Source organism: Companilactobacillus formosensis, assembly GCF_005405305.1.
In the GTDB taxonomy this organism is placed as follows: Bacteria; Bacillota; Bacilli; order Lactobacillales; family Lactobacillaceae; genus Companilactobacillus; species Companilactobacillus formosensis.
In genome coordinates, this window is the sequence record NZ_BJDU01000008.1 from 81562 (window position 1) to 99338 (window position 17777).

Here is a 17777-nt window from a genome sequence, read left to right on the forward strand (position 1 = left end):
CGAAATGGAAAAAATTCTAGAAGTAAAAGATTTACATGTAGACTTTGATACCTATAACGGTACTGTCCATGCCATTCGTGGTGTTAACTTCCATTTAAACGCCGGTGAAACCTTAGCTATTGTTGGTGAATCTGGCTCTGGTAAGTCCGTTACAGTTCGTGCCGTTCTACAATTATTGGCTTCTAACGCCAAAATTTCTAAAGGAGAAGTTCTCTATCACGGTGATGACCTTCTTCAAAAAAGTGATCAGGACATGGATAAACTCCGTGGAAATAAAATTTCAATGATTTTCCAAGATCCCATGACTTCACTTGATCCTACTATGACAATCGGTAAACAAGTTGCGGAACCACTTTTGATTCACAACAACGTTTCCAAAAAAGATGCCCTCCAACGTGCTGAAGAAGTGCTTCGCTTGGTTGGTATCCCTAATCCTAAAGCTAGAATGAATGATTACCCTCACCAATTCTCTGGTGGTCAACGTCAACGTATCGTTATTGCGATTGCTATCGTTGATTATCCTGAAATTCTTATCGCTGATGAACCTACAACAGCCCTTGATGTTACCGTTCAAGCGCAAATCATCGATCTACTAAAAGAATTGCAACAAAAGATTGGTACTTCAATCATCTTCATTACCCACGATTTAGGTGTTGTTGCTGGTATTGCTGACCGTGTAGCTGTTATGTATGCGGGACGCTTCGTTGAATACGGAACTGTTAACGAAGTATTCTACAATCCTCAACACCCTTATACTTGGGGCTTACTTGATTCCATGCCTACTCTAGACACTAGCGAATCTGATCGTTTGAATTCGATCCCTGGTACCCCACCAAACCTCTTGAATCCCCCAAAGGGCGATGCATTCGCTCCACGTAATAAATATGCTTTGGAAATTGACGAAGAAGAGCAACCACCATTCTTCAAAGTTTCTAAAACTCACTATGCAGCCACTTGGTTGCTACATCCAGATGCACCAAAGGTTACCCCACCCGCCGGCATCTTAAAACGTTTTGAAAAATTCCAAAAGTTAGGAGGCAATGCTAAATAATGGCAGATGAAAAACAAGTAATCGTATCCGTAAAACATCTAAAACAATATTTCAACATTGGCAAGCCTAACGAAGTTAAAGCTGTTGATGACGTTTCATTCGATATTTATAAAGGTGAAACTTTTGGCCTCGTTGGTGAATCTGGTTCTGGTAAGAGTACTACTGGACGTAGTATTATCAGACTTTACAATCCAACTGATGGACACATTTTCTTCAATGGCCAAGACATTAGTACTATCAAGGCTCATGGAACCAAGATGAAGGAATTCCGTCGTGAAATGCAGATGATTTTCCAAGATCCTTATGCTTCATTAAACCCAAGAATGAAAGTTAAGGATATCATCGCTGAAGGTCTTGATGTCCACGGTTTAGTTAAAAATGATGAGGAACGTGACCAAAGAGTCCGTGAATTGCTCGACATGGTTAACTTAAACCCTGAACATATGACTCGTTATCCATATGAGTTCTCTGGTGGTCAACGTCAACGTATCGGTATTGCCCGTGCTTTGGCCGTTGATCCTCAATTCATCATCGCCGATGAACCTATCTCAGCCCTTGATGTTTCTATCCAAGCCCAAGTTGTTAACTTGATGCAAGATATTCAAAAGAAACAAGGACTAACTTATCTCTTCATCGCCCATGATCTTTCCATGGTTAAGTACATCAGTGACAGAATCGCTGTTATGTACCGTGGTAAAATCGTTGAATTAGCTGAATCCAACGAAATTTACAACAATCCATTGCACCCCTACACACAAAGTCTTTTATCAGCTATCCCCGTCCCTGATCCAGAAGTGGAGAAGAAACGTACTAGAATCGACTTCGACCACAAGAGTCCTTTCAAAGACGATCAAAGACTTCAAGAAGTATTACCTGGCCACTTCTTATATTGCAGTAATGAAGAGGCTAAGAAGTATCAAAAATAGATTAGAAAATGAGTGCAGACATTTCCTAATCTATTCGACAAAATCCAAATCCAATACCAAACAAATATTATTTTACATAAGGAAAGGAGCTAGCCATTTGGCTAGCTCCTTTTGTATTTGCGTTTGTCATAAGCAATTTCTTCTTTCTTTTTAAATTCTATATATTTAAGGGGGAGGATAAATATATTGAAAAAATCTTGTTTTAATTTTTAATTATCTATTTTAAATGTTTCTTGTATAGTCATTGAGTCACCTCTTGTTTCTTGACTATGCTTATATAATAACGGCCAAATATGAAGTAACAATTGGGTTTTTGAGAAATAAATCGTAAGTAATTGTGAAGAAAAATCGACATTTAGTATTGTAGAAAACCTCGATTAGTGTAGGTATTCCGTCCTCCATAGCGAAGAGAATTTGGCTGGAACGATGTGGACACGACTTGGAGCCTTTGCTAAGCCCAGAACCGGGCAAAGTCTTCAAGCTCGGTCTTATTCTAAGCAACAAGTTGCTAAGAATAATCTCACATCTGAGCCAATTTTCTTCGCTATTCCGGACTAGATAGTACTTTTATTTTAAATTACTGAAATATAAAAAAATACTAACTGATTGATAGTGACAGCATTCTAAGACTAACTTAACTTGAAAAAGCAAAAAACTCGCCATTTCGACGAGTTTTCTTTTTTGTGATATTTGCGGGGAACAAATATCAAATTGTTTTTTAGGAAATTAATTTTTTATATCTTTAGGGGGGAGATATTTGAAAAAGCTTTTTATCTATGTGTTTATAAGGGGATTAAACTTTTTAAAAATAGAGTATTTATATAGGGGTTTATTTCTATTCATGTGTAAAGTGAGTTATCTAAGAAAATAATATCTTACGAGCGGTTTCCAATTTCATCCGGTCACTTCTTTCAAGTAAATTCTTTATTAGGGGGGGAATTCATAATTTATATTTTTAATAATCTTATAACTAAGAACAAATTGCTTTGTTGCTTTGTTATTTGACTATGCTTATATAATAGCGGGGATTTATGAAGTAATGATTGCTAAACTACGAATTAATTTATAACAATTTATGAAGAAATTATGACGTTATCTCAAGACTAATTAACTGAATTAGCATTTGAGCTGTTTTATACTTAAATTAAAATAATAATAAAGTGAGGGATTTTTATGAAATTAACGAAAGATCAAAAAGTCGATTTGAAAGCAGCCATTGTTGCGGGGACAGCTGCTGGTATCGTTTCTGGATTTGTCAAACTAGGATGGGAAAACGTCTTACCACCTCGTACTCCCGAACGTGATGCCGTCAACCCTCCTCAAACTTTGATGGAACAATTCGGTATTCCAAAGAAAATCACTCGTGGAACTTACACTTACTCTGAACAAAAAATGCCTTGGGCTAGTTTCTTAATGCACTTTGGTTTCTCCACTTCATTTGCCATTATTTATGAAGTTTTGTCAGAATATAAACCATTTATTAGAAAAGGATCTGGTGCAATTTTCGGTTTGGCCATCTGGGTAGCCTTCCATATTGGTATCATGCCTATGATGAAGACTGTTCCTAGTCCTAAAGATCAACCAACTGAAGAACACCTATCAGAGGCTCTCGGTCACATTGCTTGGATGTGGACCAACGATATTGTCGGCCGTGAACTCTATCGTCGTTTAACTAAGTAGGACGCTCTTGAATAAATGGAAAACCTCATTAACTGAACGAATCAGTTATGGTTTAAGTGATGCGGCGGATAATCTTGTCTTTCAAATGATGACCACCTATCTATTATTCTTTTACACTGACGTTTTTGGATTGACTGCCAATGAAGTAGCCATTCTATTTGTTGTAGCTAGAACCGCTGACGTCTTTGAAAGTTTAATTATTGGTGTGATGATCGACAATACCCACTCTAAATGGGGCAAAAGTCGTCCCTTCTTTTTGTGGTACTCATTTCCTTATGTAGTATTCGCTGTTTTGACTTTTGTTACGCCTAATTTCCTTCCACACTCTGGGAAACTTATTTGGGCATACGTTACTTATTTAGGCTTAGGATTCTTCTACACAGCTGTTAATTTACCAATTACTTCAATCTTGCCAACAATGACTAACAATGAACAAGAAACAACTCTCTTAGGCGTTATCAGACAATTTTGTGGTAGTTCCGTTCAAATTATCGTGGCTGTCTTTACGATTCCTCTAGTTAACTTATTTGGCCAAGGAGACCAAGAAAAAGGTTTCTTAGGGACAATTATTCTCTTTGGTATCATCTCATTAATTTTGATTTTAAATACCTTCTTCCATGTTAGAGAACGTTACACTAACAAAGAAATCAGTCATCAACCAATCTCCGAAGTTTGGAAAATGCTCAAGCAAAATAAACCTTGGATCGTTATTTCCATCGTTATCTTCTTATATTGGTTGACGACTTCAATTAAGAATCAAACGACAATTTATTACTTCAAATACGTCATCCATGATGAAAATTTGGTTTCCATCGCTAACAGTTTTACTTTCACAGCTTTAATTGGCGTTGTCGCAATTTACTTTGTTTCGGCCAAATTAGGTAAAAAGAATACAATGCTATTAGGAATCATCACTGCCTTTGTCGGTCAATTGATTATCACTTTTGCCGCTTATACGACCAATTTGCCAATTTTATTTATTGGTATCTTCATCAACTGTATCGGTGGTGGTTTCATTATTGGACTAGTTTCAATTATGATTGCAGATACGATTCGTTATGGAACCGCAATGGGTATTCAAGCCGAAGGTGTCTTAGCCTCGACTGACGATTTTGGCGTTAACTTAGGTTTGGGCCTCGGTGGTTTGATTACTGCTGAATCGTTGCAGCTTTCTGGTTACGTTTCAAATAAAGCTCAGACTGCTGCCACAATTTCTGCCATCAATTTAAATTACGCTTTAATCCCCTTAATTTTATATGTCATCATGTTTTTAATTTTATTGGGATACAATGAAAAGAAAATTATTCAAGCAATTAAGTAAAGAAGGCAAATATGCAACAAGAATCTCTTTTTGCCAATTCAAATAACGATGACGATAATACTCCCCTAGCAAATCGGGTCAGACCGACGACGTTAGAGGAGTTTGTTGGTCAAAAACATTTGATTGGCGACAAAAAAATCTTACGAGAAATTATCGATCAAGATAAAATCCCTTCATTAATTTTCTGGGGGCCTCCTGGGGTTGGAAAAACTACTCTAGCTGAAATCATCGCCAAAAAAACTAAAGCCAACTTCATTACTTTCAGTGCCGTCACCAGCGGGATCAATGACATCAAAAAAGTCATGAAAGAAGCTGAGCTAAATCGAGAAATGGGGCAAAAAACTATCGTCTTCATTGATGAAATTCACCGTTTCAACAAAGCTCAACAAGACGCTTTTTTACCTTTCGTCGAAAAAGGCAGTATCACTCTAATTGGTGCTACAACGGAAAATCCTTCGTTTGAAATCAATTCTGCGCTACTTTCTCGCTGTAAAGTTTTCGTTTTAAAATCATTAACTCAAGATGATTTGATTGAATTATTAAAAAATACTTTGAATAATCCCAAAGCTTTCCAAAAAGAAATCGATATTCAAGACGATACCTTACAATTAATTGCCGCTTACGCTAACGGTGATGCCCGGGTGGCTTTGAATACTTTGGAAATGGCTGTTATCAATTCTCAAACAAAGGATGACAAAATCACAGTTGATATTGATGATATCCGACAATTGCTCAATACTAAGTCACTGCGCTACGACAAAAATGGTGAAGAACACTACAACATCATTTCAGCTTTGCACAAATCAATGCGCAATAGTGACACCGATTCAGCGATTTATTGGACTACTCGGATGCTCGAAGGTGGCGAAGATCCACTGTACATTGCTAGACGTTTAGTTCGATTTGCATCAGAGGATATTGGTTTAGCTGATACGAACGCTTTAAACGTCGCTATTAATACTTTTCAAGCTTGTCAGTTTTTAGGAATGCCTGAGTGTAACGTCCACTTGATTGAGTGTGTAATCTACTTATCAGTCGCTCCAAAGTCAAACGCTACTTACAAGGCACTCTTAAAAGCTCAAAAAGATGTTAAAAAGTATGGTAATTTACCCGTTCCTCTACAAATCAGAAACGCTCCTACTAAATTAATGAAAAATCTTGGCTATGGTAAGAACTATAAACTAGCTCACGACTATCAAGATAAATTGACAACCATGCAAACAGTTCCTGATGAAGTTTTAGGACATCAATATTACTCTCCAACTGAACAGGGACGAGAAAAACTCTTCAAACAGCGAATTGATTACATAAAAAAATGGCATGAAGAACACAACAAATAAACCAAAAAAACTCTTATTGGAGTCTTTTCGGTTTATTTTTATACTAATTTAATTTCTTGTTATTATTCTATGAATAAGTTAGCATAAAGTCTGTAATAAAGTACGTTTACATTTTTCTATTTTCATAAATGTTCCTTAGGAGATTCAATATGGATACAAAACAGTTATTAAAATTACTTTTAGAATCACTCTATAAATACCCTATATTACAACAGACTTTATCAAACAATTCTGAAAATAATAAAAAATCTCTCGCCTCACTTAAGCCTTTAAGTTATGCGTTCAATAAAATTAAAGCTTTGTCAGCCAAAACTCTAATCTTCGCTCTCGTTGTTTATGCTTGGAGCCTTTTAGTTTTAATCAGTATTGGTTTGTTTAGCTTAAGAATCAGTCCCTACTTTAGCTTTTACCTAATTCTTTTTTCATCCCTTTTATTCTTACTAATTTGGATAGTTCAAACGTTATTGTATGGCATAATGTTTATTCTAGAACGAAGAATCTTAAAGGATTTCAAAGTATACAAGACTGAAGAATACATAAGCAATTACATCTCCGATGGAGAAAAGCACTTCAATATCCTTAACAAAAAAGAATATAAAGATATTCCTGAAAATCTACTCAATTTGATTAAAATGGATGATAGAATCTTAAGTTCTGATTTTCAATCAAAAGGTCTAATTACTGAAATAGTAAATGTAAATTCAAATAATATTATTTATCTTCAATTCGAACCAAAATAAGAAAAGAGCCTTAATCAAGTCGATTAAAGCTCTTTTCTTATTTATACGATACCTATCAAAGCTAATACAATTGCTAAAACCATTACTCCGAAAAGTACCAAGTTTGGATTTACTCGTTTATTTAATGCATATAAGCATAATAATGTTAAACATAGAGGAACTAAGCCGATAAAAATAGAATCAAGATATTGTTGCAGTTCAATCGCTTTTCCATTTTTAATTGGAATTGAAAGAGTTGATTTAAATGTGACCATTGATGATGTCATACCACCAATCATCAACAATCCTAAGGTACTTGCACCCTTAGTAAGCAACTTCATTACACCACTATTATCCATCTTTTCTAGGAACGTTGAACCTAATGAATATCCTAAAACCGTCATCTTATATCGACAGTACAGTGCTGGAATGTTAAATACCAAAAGAAATACTATTGGTCCTAAAATTGAACCATTTGCAGCCAAACTTAGTCCCAATCCGGCAGCAATAACACGTAAAACTCCCCAGAAAATAGAATCTCCAATCCCAGATAAAGGTCCCATCAACGCCGTTTTTAAGGCAACGATTGAATTTCCGTCCATATCAGGATCTTTACTCTTTTTCTTTTCCATTGAAGCTACTAATCCCATAGCAAAAGTACCAACATATGGCGTTATATTATAAAAAGTCGTAGCTCTTTGCAATGCTTCTGTATGTCCCTTTTTATCATCCTTATAAAAAGAATTCAATGCTGGTAACATCGTCCAAACAAATCCAGGAGCTTGTTGACGTGTTTGACCACCGGCACGACCGGCAAAACAGCTAATGGATCTCCAAAAAATGCTATTAACTATACGCTTATCTTCTTTAGTTAAATTACTAGTTGTTTTCATTCGAAAAAGTCCTCCTCTTCATCGTTTGAATTATTAACGGTTTCGGTATTTGTTGATTCAACATCTGACGTTGATTTATTCTTTTGTAGTTGTAAGAACTTCCAATCATTAGTAGAAGAAATAACAACTAAAATAGCTCCAATGGCAGCAACTGCAACAAGTGGAAGCTTCAAGTATGCTACTAAGATGAATCCTAAGAAATAATAAACTGCTAATTCTTTACTCCATAACATTTTCAAAAGAATTGCAAACCCTACTGCTGGTAAAAATCCACTCATTGTTGTAAGTCCAGTCATAATAACTGGTGGGATACTATTTACAAATGTTTGTACCGAACTTCTTCCAACTAATATTCCAAAGAATACAACTAATGCAAATAAGAAAAATCTGAAGAACCACGCACCAAAATGAATTCGAACAATTCCTTTACCATTATCTTTAGCTGCATATTTATCCATGAAAGGAACTAGAAAACTTAACACTACATTGTTAACAAACATTGTCATAATCCCAGCTAAAACTCCAATTGGAACGGCAATTGCCAATGCGGCTTTAGGACTAACTCCTCCTGTTGTAAGACTAAACACTACCGCAAAAACTGTGGCTGCAGCCGGTTCAGCTGAAACAGCACCACCAATATTTACAGCACCCATGAAAATTGCTTCCAATGAAGCACCAATGATAACACCCTGTGTGACATCACCTAATAGTAATCCCGTCACGGTACCAACAATTAATGGACGTTCAATCATACTTACCCCAAGGATCCAATTACCACCAAAACATAAGAAATATGACAAAGCACCCAACATAGCGATTGTTAATGTACTCATTTTTTCTCACCTCATTTTTTAAATTAAATGTCTTTTATCAATGACTCCAAACTAGTTTTGTGATTGCTTGGAAGAATTTGATGATAAGCTGGAATATCTTTTTTAATTAATTCCTTTATTGCTTGTAACTCTTCCTCATCAGCAAACAACGATGAATTCAATCTAACTCTTTCTTCTCCTTCTTTAGGATTAGTAATTCTACCTATATTTGCAACATTAATTGATCCTACTTCACAATTCTTAACAATCTCCAAAGCATCTTTTACATTTGAAGTTAATACAAATAGTCTCATGTCTTTAGCACGTGGATCGTTAAAAATTCTCTTTGAATCTTCTACCGACTTGATCAATAACTTAACTCCAGTAGGCGTAGCCATTTTTAACGTCATTTGTTGCAAATTATTAGTAGCTGCTTCATCATTAGCAACTACAATATGAGTGGTATTAAATTCTTTAGTCCATACCAAAGCTACTTGTCCATGTATTAATCTCTCGTCTACTCTAATTGAAATAATCATAATAATCCTCCTAAGCTAAAAAATCTTCTTCTGTTTCTTTTATAGAATTGTCTTTTAAACTAACCATTTCCACTTGGCTAGATTGAATAATATCGTTCAATACATCTTCATTAATTGGTCTAGTTTCTAGTAATACTGAAAGTACAACTGGTAAATTCACTCCGGAAATCAAGTAAATATTCTTTTTATTATTCAGTTCTAAAATAACTTTTTGATTAACGCTACCACCTATTAAATCTGTAAATATAACTCCCTTTTCACCATTCAAATCATTAATAAATTTTTGAATATCAAAAATATAATTATGGTCATCAACGTAAGCATCAATAACAGTTATTTTAGAACCCAATCCTGTTAAAATATCCAATGAACTTTGAAGGCCACTAGCTAAGTGACCATGCGTTGCTATTAAAATTTTATTCATATTTCTTTTCATCTCCTAATTCTTTTCATATTTATATAAGCAACTTTTGTGCCAAGCTGTGTATCCTTTATTATTGCAACAAAAAAGAAGCTAGTGTCCAAATCTGAACACTAGCTTCTTATCGTTCTAAACACTTCATATATTAGTGACAATTCATAGTCATTTACATCAACATTATATTTACGTTCTAATGGTCTGAATATGTCTCTAGATATATCGATAAACTTTTTTTCATCCGGCGTAGGTACTACCTTAGGAACATCATCATTTCTATCCAACATTAATCTTTCAAACATTAAAGCAATATGCATGTAGAAATTAAGCTTTACTTTGCTACTGAGCTTAAAGCAATAATAATTTTCATATCTAGTAATAACTTCTTCCACTTCTTTAAGAATAACTCTAGGATTCAAGAAGCTTAATCTTTCACTGATCCCTTCGAGAGAGAAAAATCTAACAAAATCTTCATTTAATAATTCAATAGACTTGGTATTCAAATGTCTCTTTAAAATATTAGTTAATTGCTGCTCTCCTTCTTCATCCAACAAGTCATAAATATTGATATTAGGAATCTTAAACGTATTTGGCAAAGTCGTTGTTGTTAAAATCAGAAAAGTAGTTTGGAAATATTTTTCATCATGAGACTTAATCTTATGTTTCAATTCATGATAATCAATCGTATTTATTTGAATATCTTTAGAAAAATATGGTGCCATGGTTTCCTTCAATTTTTCCGAAATACCCATTCCCGAAATACATGAAATAATAATATTCTTTCGATTTGAGAATCCTGAATAATATTTAGAATGAATCTTGTATTCCGTCTCTGCAGCAGTTGCTATTGTTTTGAATCGGACTCCATTTTGGATTTTTAGAGCAACATCCAAAGCAATGGCGGTTGTTAAATTATCAATTACTAGCAATTTCCCTGAAATATTATTTTTTACTTCTGAATAAATTTGATTCAATGAACCCATGTCAACAATCATTACTGTGCCGTCAGAGGTATCATACAAATCCAACAATTTTTTAGTTTTTTCTACTATTTCATCAATATTGGTATCTATTGGCATATCAATAGCATCTAAAACATATTCTCCACACAATTGATTAACCACAGATTGTATACTGGTTGCCGTATTATTCCCATGTGCCAACAATAAACCATGTACCTTTAATCGATCATCCACATAACTAGTTAATAGAATCGTCATCATTAACTCCACTAATTCAGTTACGTATTTATTATTGAATGTTTTTAAAAAACTTCTGGTAACATGTAACGATCTCGGATATATCTTAGATATTCTTTCCAAAATATTATCCACTTTATCATTATCATAATTTAAATCCATTTGACAGAATAAATAAATTATTTTAACGACACCATTAGCACACGGAATTCCATACTGATTTAATATCACTTCATCAAAGCGTTCTTTAAATTTTAAATAATTGTACATGTACAGCTCTGGTTTGAACGGAATTGTCATATTCAATAATTGATCATTCACTTTTGTGGATATGAGCTCGAACTCTTTTCTATCAGATACGTCAGACAGCTTTTTTAATATTCCATTGACCATCTGTTGCAACTCATCATCAATTTTCAAATCAGAAAAATTATATTTTAAATCAGGATTTAACGTAACATAATCTTCGTCAAAATCACTATCTATGAACGTAGATTCATCTATATAAACAACATCTGTATTCATCTGTGTCTTATAGGCATTAGCACACTTCACTTTAATCAAATTCTTTATCTTACCAATATTTCCTGTTGACTGTTCCTTAACTATTTTATTCAAAACATTTTGACTGATTTTAATCGTCTTTCCCATTCTTTTTGCTTCTTGATAAAATATTTCGTAAGTAATGTTTAATCTTTCAATCTCTGGTCTATTTTTAAAATCAGGCAAATTTATAGTTATCGAAATTCGTCTCTTAAAAGTGGTTAATAAAACATCGTTGACTGGCTCTGTTGTAGCAAACAACAACCTAACTTTGGACTTTCTAGTATTTTTATTTTCACCTACTCTTCTAAATTCACCACTATCAATGAAATTGAAAAGTTTTTCCTGATTAGCATTAGACAGTCTATGAACCTCGTCTAAGAACAAATAGCCTCCATTAGCTTGTTCAAGCAATCCAGATTTGTCCATTTCAGCTCCGGTAAAAGCTCCTTTAACGTATCCAAATAAAATACTAGATAGAAGCTCAGGATTATTAGCATAATCAGCACAATTTAAGGTTAAAAAGGGTGCATTGGACTTAATTATTTCATGCGAAATTGAATACTTATAAATTTCTTTAGCTAAAAAGCTTTTACCAACGCCACTATTCCCAGTAATAATCATACTCAATCCATTGGGTGGATAATTTATCGCTGACTCGCATTGTTCAATGGTTCTCTTTAGGCTTCCCTTCGAGCCAATGAAATCATCGAATGAATATGGTTTTTTTGAATTTCTTAGTGATTCTGACAGAGCCCATAAAACCGGTCTGCCATCTATTTTTTTTATTTCTTTATCCTGTTGAAGCAAATTTAAATAATGACTAGTTACCGATCGGCTTAAATCAAACTGGTCAGCTACCTTTTGTGTTGTTATTGGCAACTGTTTTTTATTTTTTCGTAAAAAAAGTAATATTTCGTCTTGCGTACGCATCCCTTTACCTCCTCCTCATATACTAAAAAAGAGAGAGATTATCGCGACTAATAATCTCCCCCAAAAAAAATGCTATTCATATAATCTATTTACCGGTAGATTATATACAATTTTTTATTTTGTATCAATTGTTATTTATTTTTTTCAAAAATTAATCCAATGTATAGTCAGCAACACTCTTAGAAATATACAATGACATATTCTTATGTAATTGTAATAACGATACTGGGAATGAAGCACTTGGCTCAGCACATGCAGCATGACGAACAACGCCTCTGTGCCAGTCACGGAAACATCCTAGTACAATTCGCTTTGCAGTGAACATTTCTTTCATACCAATTGTGATAGCACGATATGGCATTTCTTCCATAGCACCATGTAAGTCATTACATGAATTTGTAGCACGTGTTTCTTTAGTAATATTCAAAGTACGTGTTGGCAAGTTTAGGAATTCTTCATTCGACATATCTGGTTCAGGTTCATTAAAGGCTACGTGACCAGTAATACCAATACCACCTACTACTAGATCCAATTTGCCTAACTTCTTCAATAGATTTCCAATTTCATCTAGTTTATGTGGGTTTGGAAATACACGTTGATTTTCAGGAACATTTAGTTCGGGTTCAATTTGACTATAAAGTTTCTTTTCCATTACTCCATGGAAACTTAAATAAGAATCGTTTGGAATCCATTCATTATTGTCATCCAAATATTCATCCATATTAATAAACCAGCACTTTTTCAAGCTAAGCTTATTTTTATTAACCATTTCAACAAAATATGGATATTGTCCAACAGGTCCAACAGGATTTACAATGACTGAAATATCATCCTTTTCATTGTTTTCTTTGATCGTATCAAACATGATTTGAGCCAATTCTTTAAAAATCGTTTGATTATCTTCTCTCACAATTACTGGAAAATGTGCTTTCTTTACAAATTCATCTGCAGAATAACCATAATACTCTTTCATCAATATATCCTCCTATTTATTAACCAAATACTTGTACTAAAATTGTTGCACCAGAAACTATCAATAAACCATTTACTAGTCGATTGAACTTTAAGTTATCCAAAAATTTATTTACATAGTTTCCAACGATGATCGATATTACTAATGGAATAATGCATAGTCCTGTTAAATACAACGACTTTTGGCTAATCATGTGATCTAATTGGAAAAATAATAGTAAAACAATATCAATTATTAGCCAAATAACTGCTAACGTTGCACGATAATAACGTCGATCTTTAAAATGTGAATTAGCCAACACTACTACCAAAGGTCCCCCCATTAAAACCATACCTTGCATAATTCCAGCCCCAATTCCAAAAAACAAATTCTTGGGGATACTACTTTTTTTATTTACGTTTTTTTTAGTTAAGTTCCAAATCGCATTCAGAATAATTACTATTCCCATAAAAATTAGCAATAAATTCGTGGGAACTCTATCCGCTACAACCATTCCTATAGTAATTCCTATGGTCATTAAAAATACTACTGTCCATAAAAAATGCCAATCAATGAACTTATGGTCTGTATATAAAATCCAAATACTCCAAAGTAACCCAATTAAAGTAATTAAAACTTTTGCATCTGATAAACTGATAATCAAAGTTAAGAACGGTAATGCTAACATTGATCCAGCAAAACCTGTTATTGTCTGTACAACATGGGAAAAAAAGACAATAAATAACACATACATCAAAAATTCTATAGATATCAAATTATTACTCAAAACGCTTAATTAAAATTTACAATTGGAAAATAATCTGTTTTTAACAGCATTGGATTAAGCCACTCAGCAAAATCTGAAGTAATCCCATTCTTATCTTCATTAATAAATTTCAAAGGTAATTTGCGTTCTGTCATCATAACGTCATCAAGATTTACTAAATCGTATCTTGCACTATATTTTCCATCATTCATATCACGGAAAATCCCAACCATTTTATCAGTTTGATTATTAATTGCTGCCATGACAGCTCTTTTACCTACTTCAACAGCTTCATTTCTATCAATGGCTGATTGCAAATATATAGAACTTCTTCCAGCCAAACCAGGTTTCTCATTACGTGCCTTAATTTTTAATTTTTTGATAACTTCGTTTGCTAAGTAATTCCCAACTTCACCGTAATAAACCGATCTACCTTGACGAAATATCTCCGGAACTATTGGGTCGCCATTTGCCTTCTTTAATCCCTCACTAACAACTACAGTTGCATATCCCTTTTTATCATAAATAGCTTTAACATCCCTCAAGAATTTTTCCTCGTCAAAAGCACATTCAGGGACATAAATTAAATCAGGTTGTAAATCGTCTCCGTTAGAAGAACAACAACTGGAGGCCGCTAACCAACCAGCATTTCTTCCCATAACTTCAATAATACATACATGAATTGGTAACGAATGAACATCAGCCACTATCTCACGCGTAGTTTGAATAATGTACTTTGCAGCACTCAAATAACCTGGCGCATGGTCAATAATATTAATATCATTGTCCATTGTTTTAGGAATACCAATAACTTTAATATCTACATTTCTTTTTTTACATAATTTTGATAAATTCCCACAAGTTCCCATTGTTCCATTTCCACCGGACATAAGAACATATTTAATATTATTTTTTATAAGATGATCTATCATTTTTTCATAATCAGTATCGCTCAATGGATATCTTGAAGAACCTATTGCAGTACCAGGTGATGTTAATAAAGAACTGATTTCTTCACTTGTCTTATTACCTAAGTCTATAAATTTATCTTTTAATAAACCTTCGACTCCATTTTTTGCTCCATAGATTTTATCAATGATGTCTTTGTGTTTTTGTGATTCTATAACCACACCATACAAAGAACTGTTTAAAACAACTGTGGGACCACCGCCATGAATTACAAGTAAATTATTTTTCAATTTTTCACTTCTTCCTAACTTATTCTTTAATTACATTTTTAGATTAATAGAACACTATTAATATTTGCAAAAAATAAATGCAAACGTTTTCTAGCCTATTTTCATTGAAAAATATGCTTTAAAGCTTTCTTCTGGAACTAATTTATTTATGCCTTCTTTATGCTCATACTGATTATCACTATCTAAAGTGTCATCAATACCCCACCACGGCTCAATACAAACGAATTCTCCATTTTTAGGGTATGTAGACCATAGACCGACATACTTTGCATTTCCAGTGTTGAAAATTATTTTTTTCTTTATGCTATTGCTCTCTATAGCTATATTTGTAGGGCCGTCCAATTCATAAACTAATGCATCATCCTTAAATTTTTCTCTACTTAATTGAAAGTTTTGATTTGAAACATCATACTTATTATTAATGTCAGCATAATGATCTTTCATTGGAATCATCTTCCGATTTTTTTGTGGATTAAATATTATTTCAAAATCACTATATTTAAGTTCTTTTTGAAATGGCACAGCAAATCCAGGATGTGCACCGATTGAAAAATAAAGAGTTTCTTTATTATCTATATTTTTTACAACATAAGAAACGCTTAGTTCCTTTTCTTTTAATTTATAAATCACATCTAATTCAAATTTATATGGATAAATTTTATGGCTAAATTCATTGTCGGTTAATTTTAATACCAATTTAGATTCTTCATTTGAAACCAAAGTGAATTCTTCATCTCTCGCAAATCCATGCAAAGTCATTTTATATTCTTTGTTATCAACATAATAATGATCGTTTTTCAAGCGTCCAACAATTGGAAATAGAATGGGTGCTTGTCTTGGCCAGATGTCTTCATCAGATTGCCAAATATATTCTAAATTACCCGAGTCTCTTATACTTTGTAACTCTGCTCCCATTGAGGAGACTTTAACCGTTAGAAAATCATTTTTTAATTCATACTGCATGTCTTTACAACGCATCCCTTCAATACTCACTTATAAATGTGATTAGTCTTCAATATGTCTTCTCTCTAAATCATTCATAATTTCCGTATATTTATCTTCAGTTAATGGATAAAATAACATCAAAATAGTTGTTAGAACTGCCATTACTACGGGATAAATGAATACCAATCCTCTAATACCTGCAATCGCTTGTGCAGTTTGTACATGATTAGGAACATAGCCAACGGCACTTAACACAATACCAGGAACTAATCCAGCTGCGGCTTGAGATAACTTTCTAAAATAAGTATATGAGGAATAGACTATACCCTCTGATCTAACGTGTGTTTTCCATTCACCAAATTCCACAACATCAGATATTAAAGCCCAGTTCAAACCAGAAGTAAGTCCATAACCAAAATAAGAAATTGTTGTAATTATCGTATAAACTACGGCATCTCCAGTTACGAAATAACCTATACCATCAGAAATCGCCCAAATTACACAACCAATAATAAATGTACTTTTTTTACCTATTGTCTTTGTAAGCCATGGGATACATACAGCTGCCAATGTGGCTGAACCCATTGTAAAGAATGCCATATAAGAAATAATAGTAATATTATGCAATGCATATTGTGCAAAATAAAATTGTACCGCCTGTTTAACATTGAACGCTGAAAATGAGAAGAGATTTGCTAGACAAAGAATTAATAATGGACCATTTTTAAAAACAGAACCGTATGACTTGATAATCTCTTTAAATTCAGAAGTACCTTCTTTAGATTGTTCTGCAAAATCTTTTTGTCGCTGTTTTTCATCTTCATATCTTTCTTTAATACTTGAATAGCAAAACAATTGACAAGCAATTCCTCCAATTGCAAAAATTATTGCAGCCGTAGAATATCCCATATGTGGACTAGGCATTAGCAAAACTATTGGCATAAATGCAACTGTAGAAACTAAAGTACCAATATTAGATCCAACGGTTCTCCAGCTTGCTAATTGAGATCTCTCAATATTATTTTTTGTCATTGTTGGTTGCATAGAACCATATGCAATATTAGAAACGCTATATACAGTTCCAAACAAAATATATGTGATATAACACCATACTTCTTGCATCTTTAACGTAAAGTCAGGTACCGTAAAGTTAGCAATTAAGAGTAACCCTAAAGGTAACGCTGCCCATAACATAAAAGGACGGAACCTTCCTCTTGGACCAATTTTCTTTCTATGATCTATTATTGTACCTACACCTATATCTGCAAATGCATCCCAAATCTTTGCTACTAAAAATACTCCACCTGCACTAACGGCTGGTAAACCCAACACATCAGTCATATATTTCAATAAATATAATTGACCCATTTCAAAAAGAAAACCATTTCCTAAATCACCAGCTGCATATCCTAGCTTCTCTCTAAATGTTAAAACTTTAGGAAATGATGTCGTCTCTACAGTTTCATCTTTATCCTCTAAAGAGGGATTCATTACCATTCCTTTCACCTTCCTATCAATTAATGACTTAATCATATCTTCAA

The 17777-nt window shown here is 33.6% G+C and carries 17 protein-coding genes; 7 read left to right on the plus strand and 10 right to left on the minus strand.

Annotated features, from left to right (window positions below; all coding sequences use genetic code 11):
- Window positions 1–4 precede the first annotated feature (4 nt).
- The 7 genes from FFM65_RS09870 to FFM65_RS09895 all read left to right on the plus strand — a co-directional run bounded on the left by FFM65_RS09870 (window position 5) and on the right by FFM65_RS09895 (window position 7058).
- The gene (locus FFM65_RS09870; RefSeq protein WP_119318548.1) at window positions 5–1051 is read left to right on the plus strand and encodes an ABC transporter ATP-binding protein; all 1047 of its coding nucleotides are present in this window, start codon (window positions 5–7) and stop codon (window positions 1049–1051) included.
- On the plus strand, window positions 1051–1977 hold the full coding sequence (locus FFM65_RS09875) for an ABC transporter ATP-binding protein (RefSeq protein ID WP_119318547.1): 927 nt from the start codon (window positions 1051–1053) through the stop codon (window positions 1975–1977). The genes FFM65_RS09870 and FFM65_RS09875 overlap by 1 nt, the downstream gene beginning before the upstream one ends.
- 414 nt (window positions 1978–2391) lie before the next feature.
- Complete coding sequence (locus tag FFM65_RS12195) at window positions 2392–2535, plus strand: hypothetical protein (protein WP_161936662.1); 144 nt, start codon at window positions 2392–2394, stop codon at window positions 2533–2535.
- Window positions 2536–3150: 615 nt separating this feature from the next.
- Window positions 3151–3657: a YagU family protein gene (locus tag FFM65_RS09880; RefSeq protein ID WP_059074806.1), complete on the plus strand. Its 507-nt coding sequence runs from the start codon at window positions 3151–3153 to the stop codon at window positions 3655–3657.
- A 7-nt stretch (window positions 3658–3664) separates the two neighbouring features.
- Window positions 3665–4978, plus strand: a complete 1314-nt coding sequence (locus FFM65_RS09885; protein WP_119318545.1) for an MFS transporter — start codon at window positions 3665–3667, stop codon at window positions 4976–4978.
- An 11-nt stretch (window positions 4979–4989) separates the two neighbouring features.
- Window positions 4990–6318, plus strand: a complete 1329-nt coding sequence (locus FFM65_RS09890; protein WP_119318544.1) for a replication-associated recombination protein A — start codon at window positions 4990–4992, stop codon at window positions 6316–6318.
- A gap of 149 nt (window positions 6319–6467) precedes the next feature.
- Complete coding sequence (locus FFM65_RS09895; protein WP_119318543.1) at window positions 6468–7058, plus strand: hypothetical protein; 591 nt, start codon at window positions 6468–6470, stop codon at window positions 7056–7058.
- A gap of 41 nt (window positions 7059–7099) precedes the next feature.
- On the opposite strand, the gene FFM65_RS09900 is transcribed toward FFM65_RS09895, so the two are convergent.
- The 10 genes from FFM65_RS09900 to FFM65_RS09945 form a co-directional block, all read right to left on the minus strand.
- Window positions 7100–7930, minus strand: a complete 831-nt coding sequence (locus FFM65_RS09900; RefSeq protein WP_119318542.1) for a PTS system mannose/fructose/sorbose family transporter subunit IID — start codon at window positions 7928–7930, stop codon at window positions 7100–7102.
- Complete coding sequence (locus FFM65_RS09905) at window positions 7927–8763, minus strand: PTS mannose/fructose/sorbose/N-acetylgalactosamine transporter subunit IIC (RefSeq protein ID WP_119318541.1); 837 nt, start codon at window positions 8761–8763, stop codon at window positions 7927–7929. Before FFM65_RS09905 ends, FFM65_RS09900 begins: the two co-directional genes overlap by 4 nt.
- A gap of 23 nt (window positions 8764–8786) precedes the next feature.
- A complete protein-coding gene (locus FFM65_RS09910) occupies window positions 8787–9281 on the minus strand; it encodes a PTS sugar transporter subunit IIB (RefSeq protein WP_119318540.1) in 495 nt (164 codons plus the stop codon).
- 10 nt (window positions 9282–9291) lie between these two features.
- Complete coding sequence (locus tag FFM65_RS09915) at window positions 9292–9705, minus strand: PTS sugar transporter subunit IIA (protein WP_119318539.1); 414 nt, start codon at window positions 9703–9705, stop codon at window positions 9292–9294.
- Window positions 9706–9815: 110 nt separating this feature from the next.
- Complete coding sequence (locus FFM65_RS09920) at window positions 9816–12374, minus strand: sigma 54-interacting transcriptional regulator (RefSeq protein WP_119318538.1); 2559 nt, start codon at window positions 12372–12374, stop codon at window positions 9816–9818.
- A gap of 151 nt (window positions 12375–12525) precedes the next feature.
- Entirely contained in the window at window positions 12526–13347 is an 822-nt protein-coding gene (locus tag FFM65_RS09925; RefSeq protein ID WP_119318537.1) for a sugar phosphate isomerase family, read from the minus strand.
- Between the two features lie 19 nt (window positions 13348–13366).
- Window positions 13367–14080, minus strand: coding sequence for a sulfite exporter TauE/SafE family protein (locus tag FFM65_RS09930; protein ID WP_255311502.1), 714 nt, complete (start codon window positions 14078–14080; stop codon window positions 13367–13369).
- A 38-nt stretch (window positions 14081–14118) separates the two neighbouring features.
- Window positions 14119–15291 (minus strand): diphosphate--fructose-6-phosphate 1-phosphotransferase, encoded by a 1173-nt coding sequence (locus FFM65_RS09935; protein WP_119318535.1) that lies wholly within the window; start codon window positions 15289–15291, stop codon window positions 14119–14121.
- 90 nt (window positions 15292–15381) lie between these two features.
- Entirely contained in the window at window positions 15382–16284 is a 903-nt protein-coding gene (locus FFM65_RS09940) for an aldose 1-epimerase family protein (protein ID WP_255311501.1), read from the minus strand.
- A gap of 12 nt (window positions 16285–16296) precedes the next feature.
- A complete protein-coding gene (locus FFM65_RS09945; protein WP_245954257.1) occupies window positions 16297–17769 on the minus strand; it encodes a glycoside-pentoside-hexuronide (GPH):cation symporter in 1473 nt (490 codons plus the stop codon).
- Window positions 17770–17777: the final 8 nt, after the last annotated feature.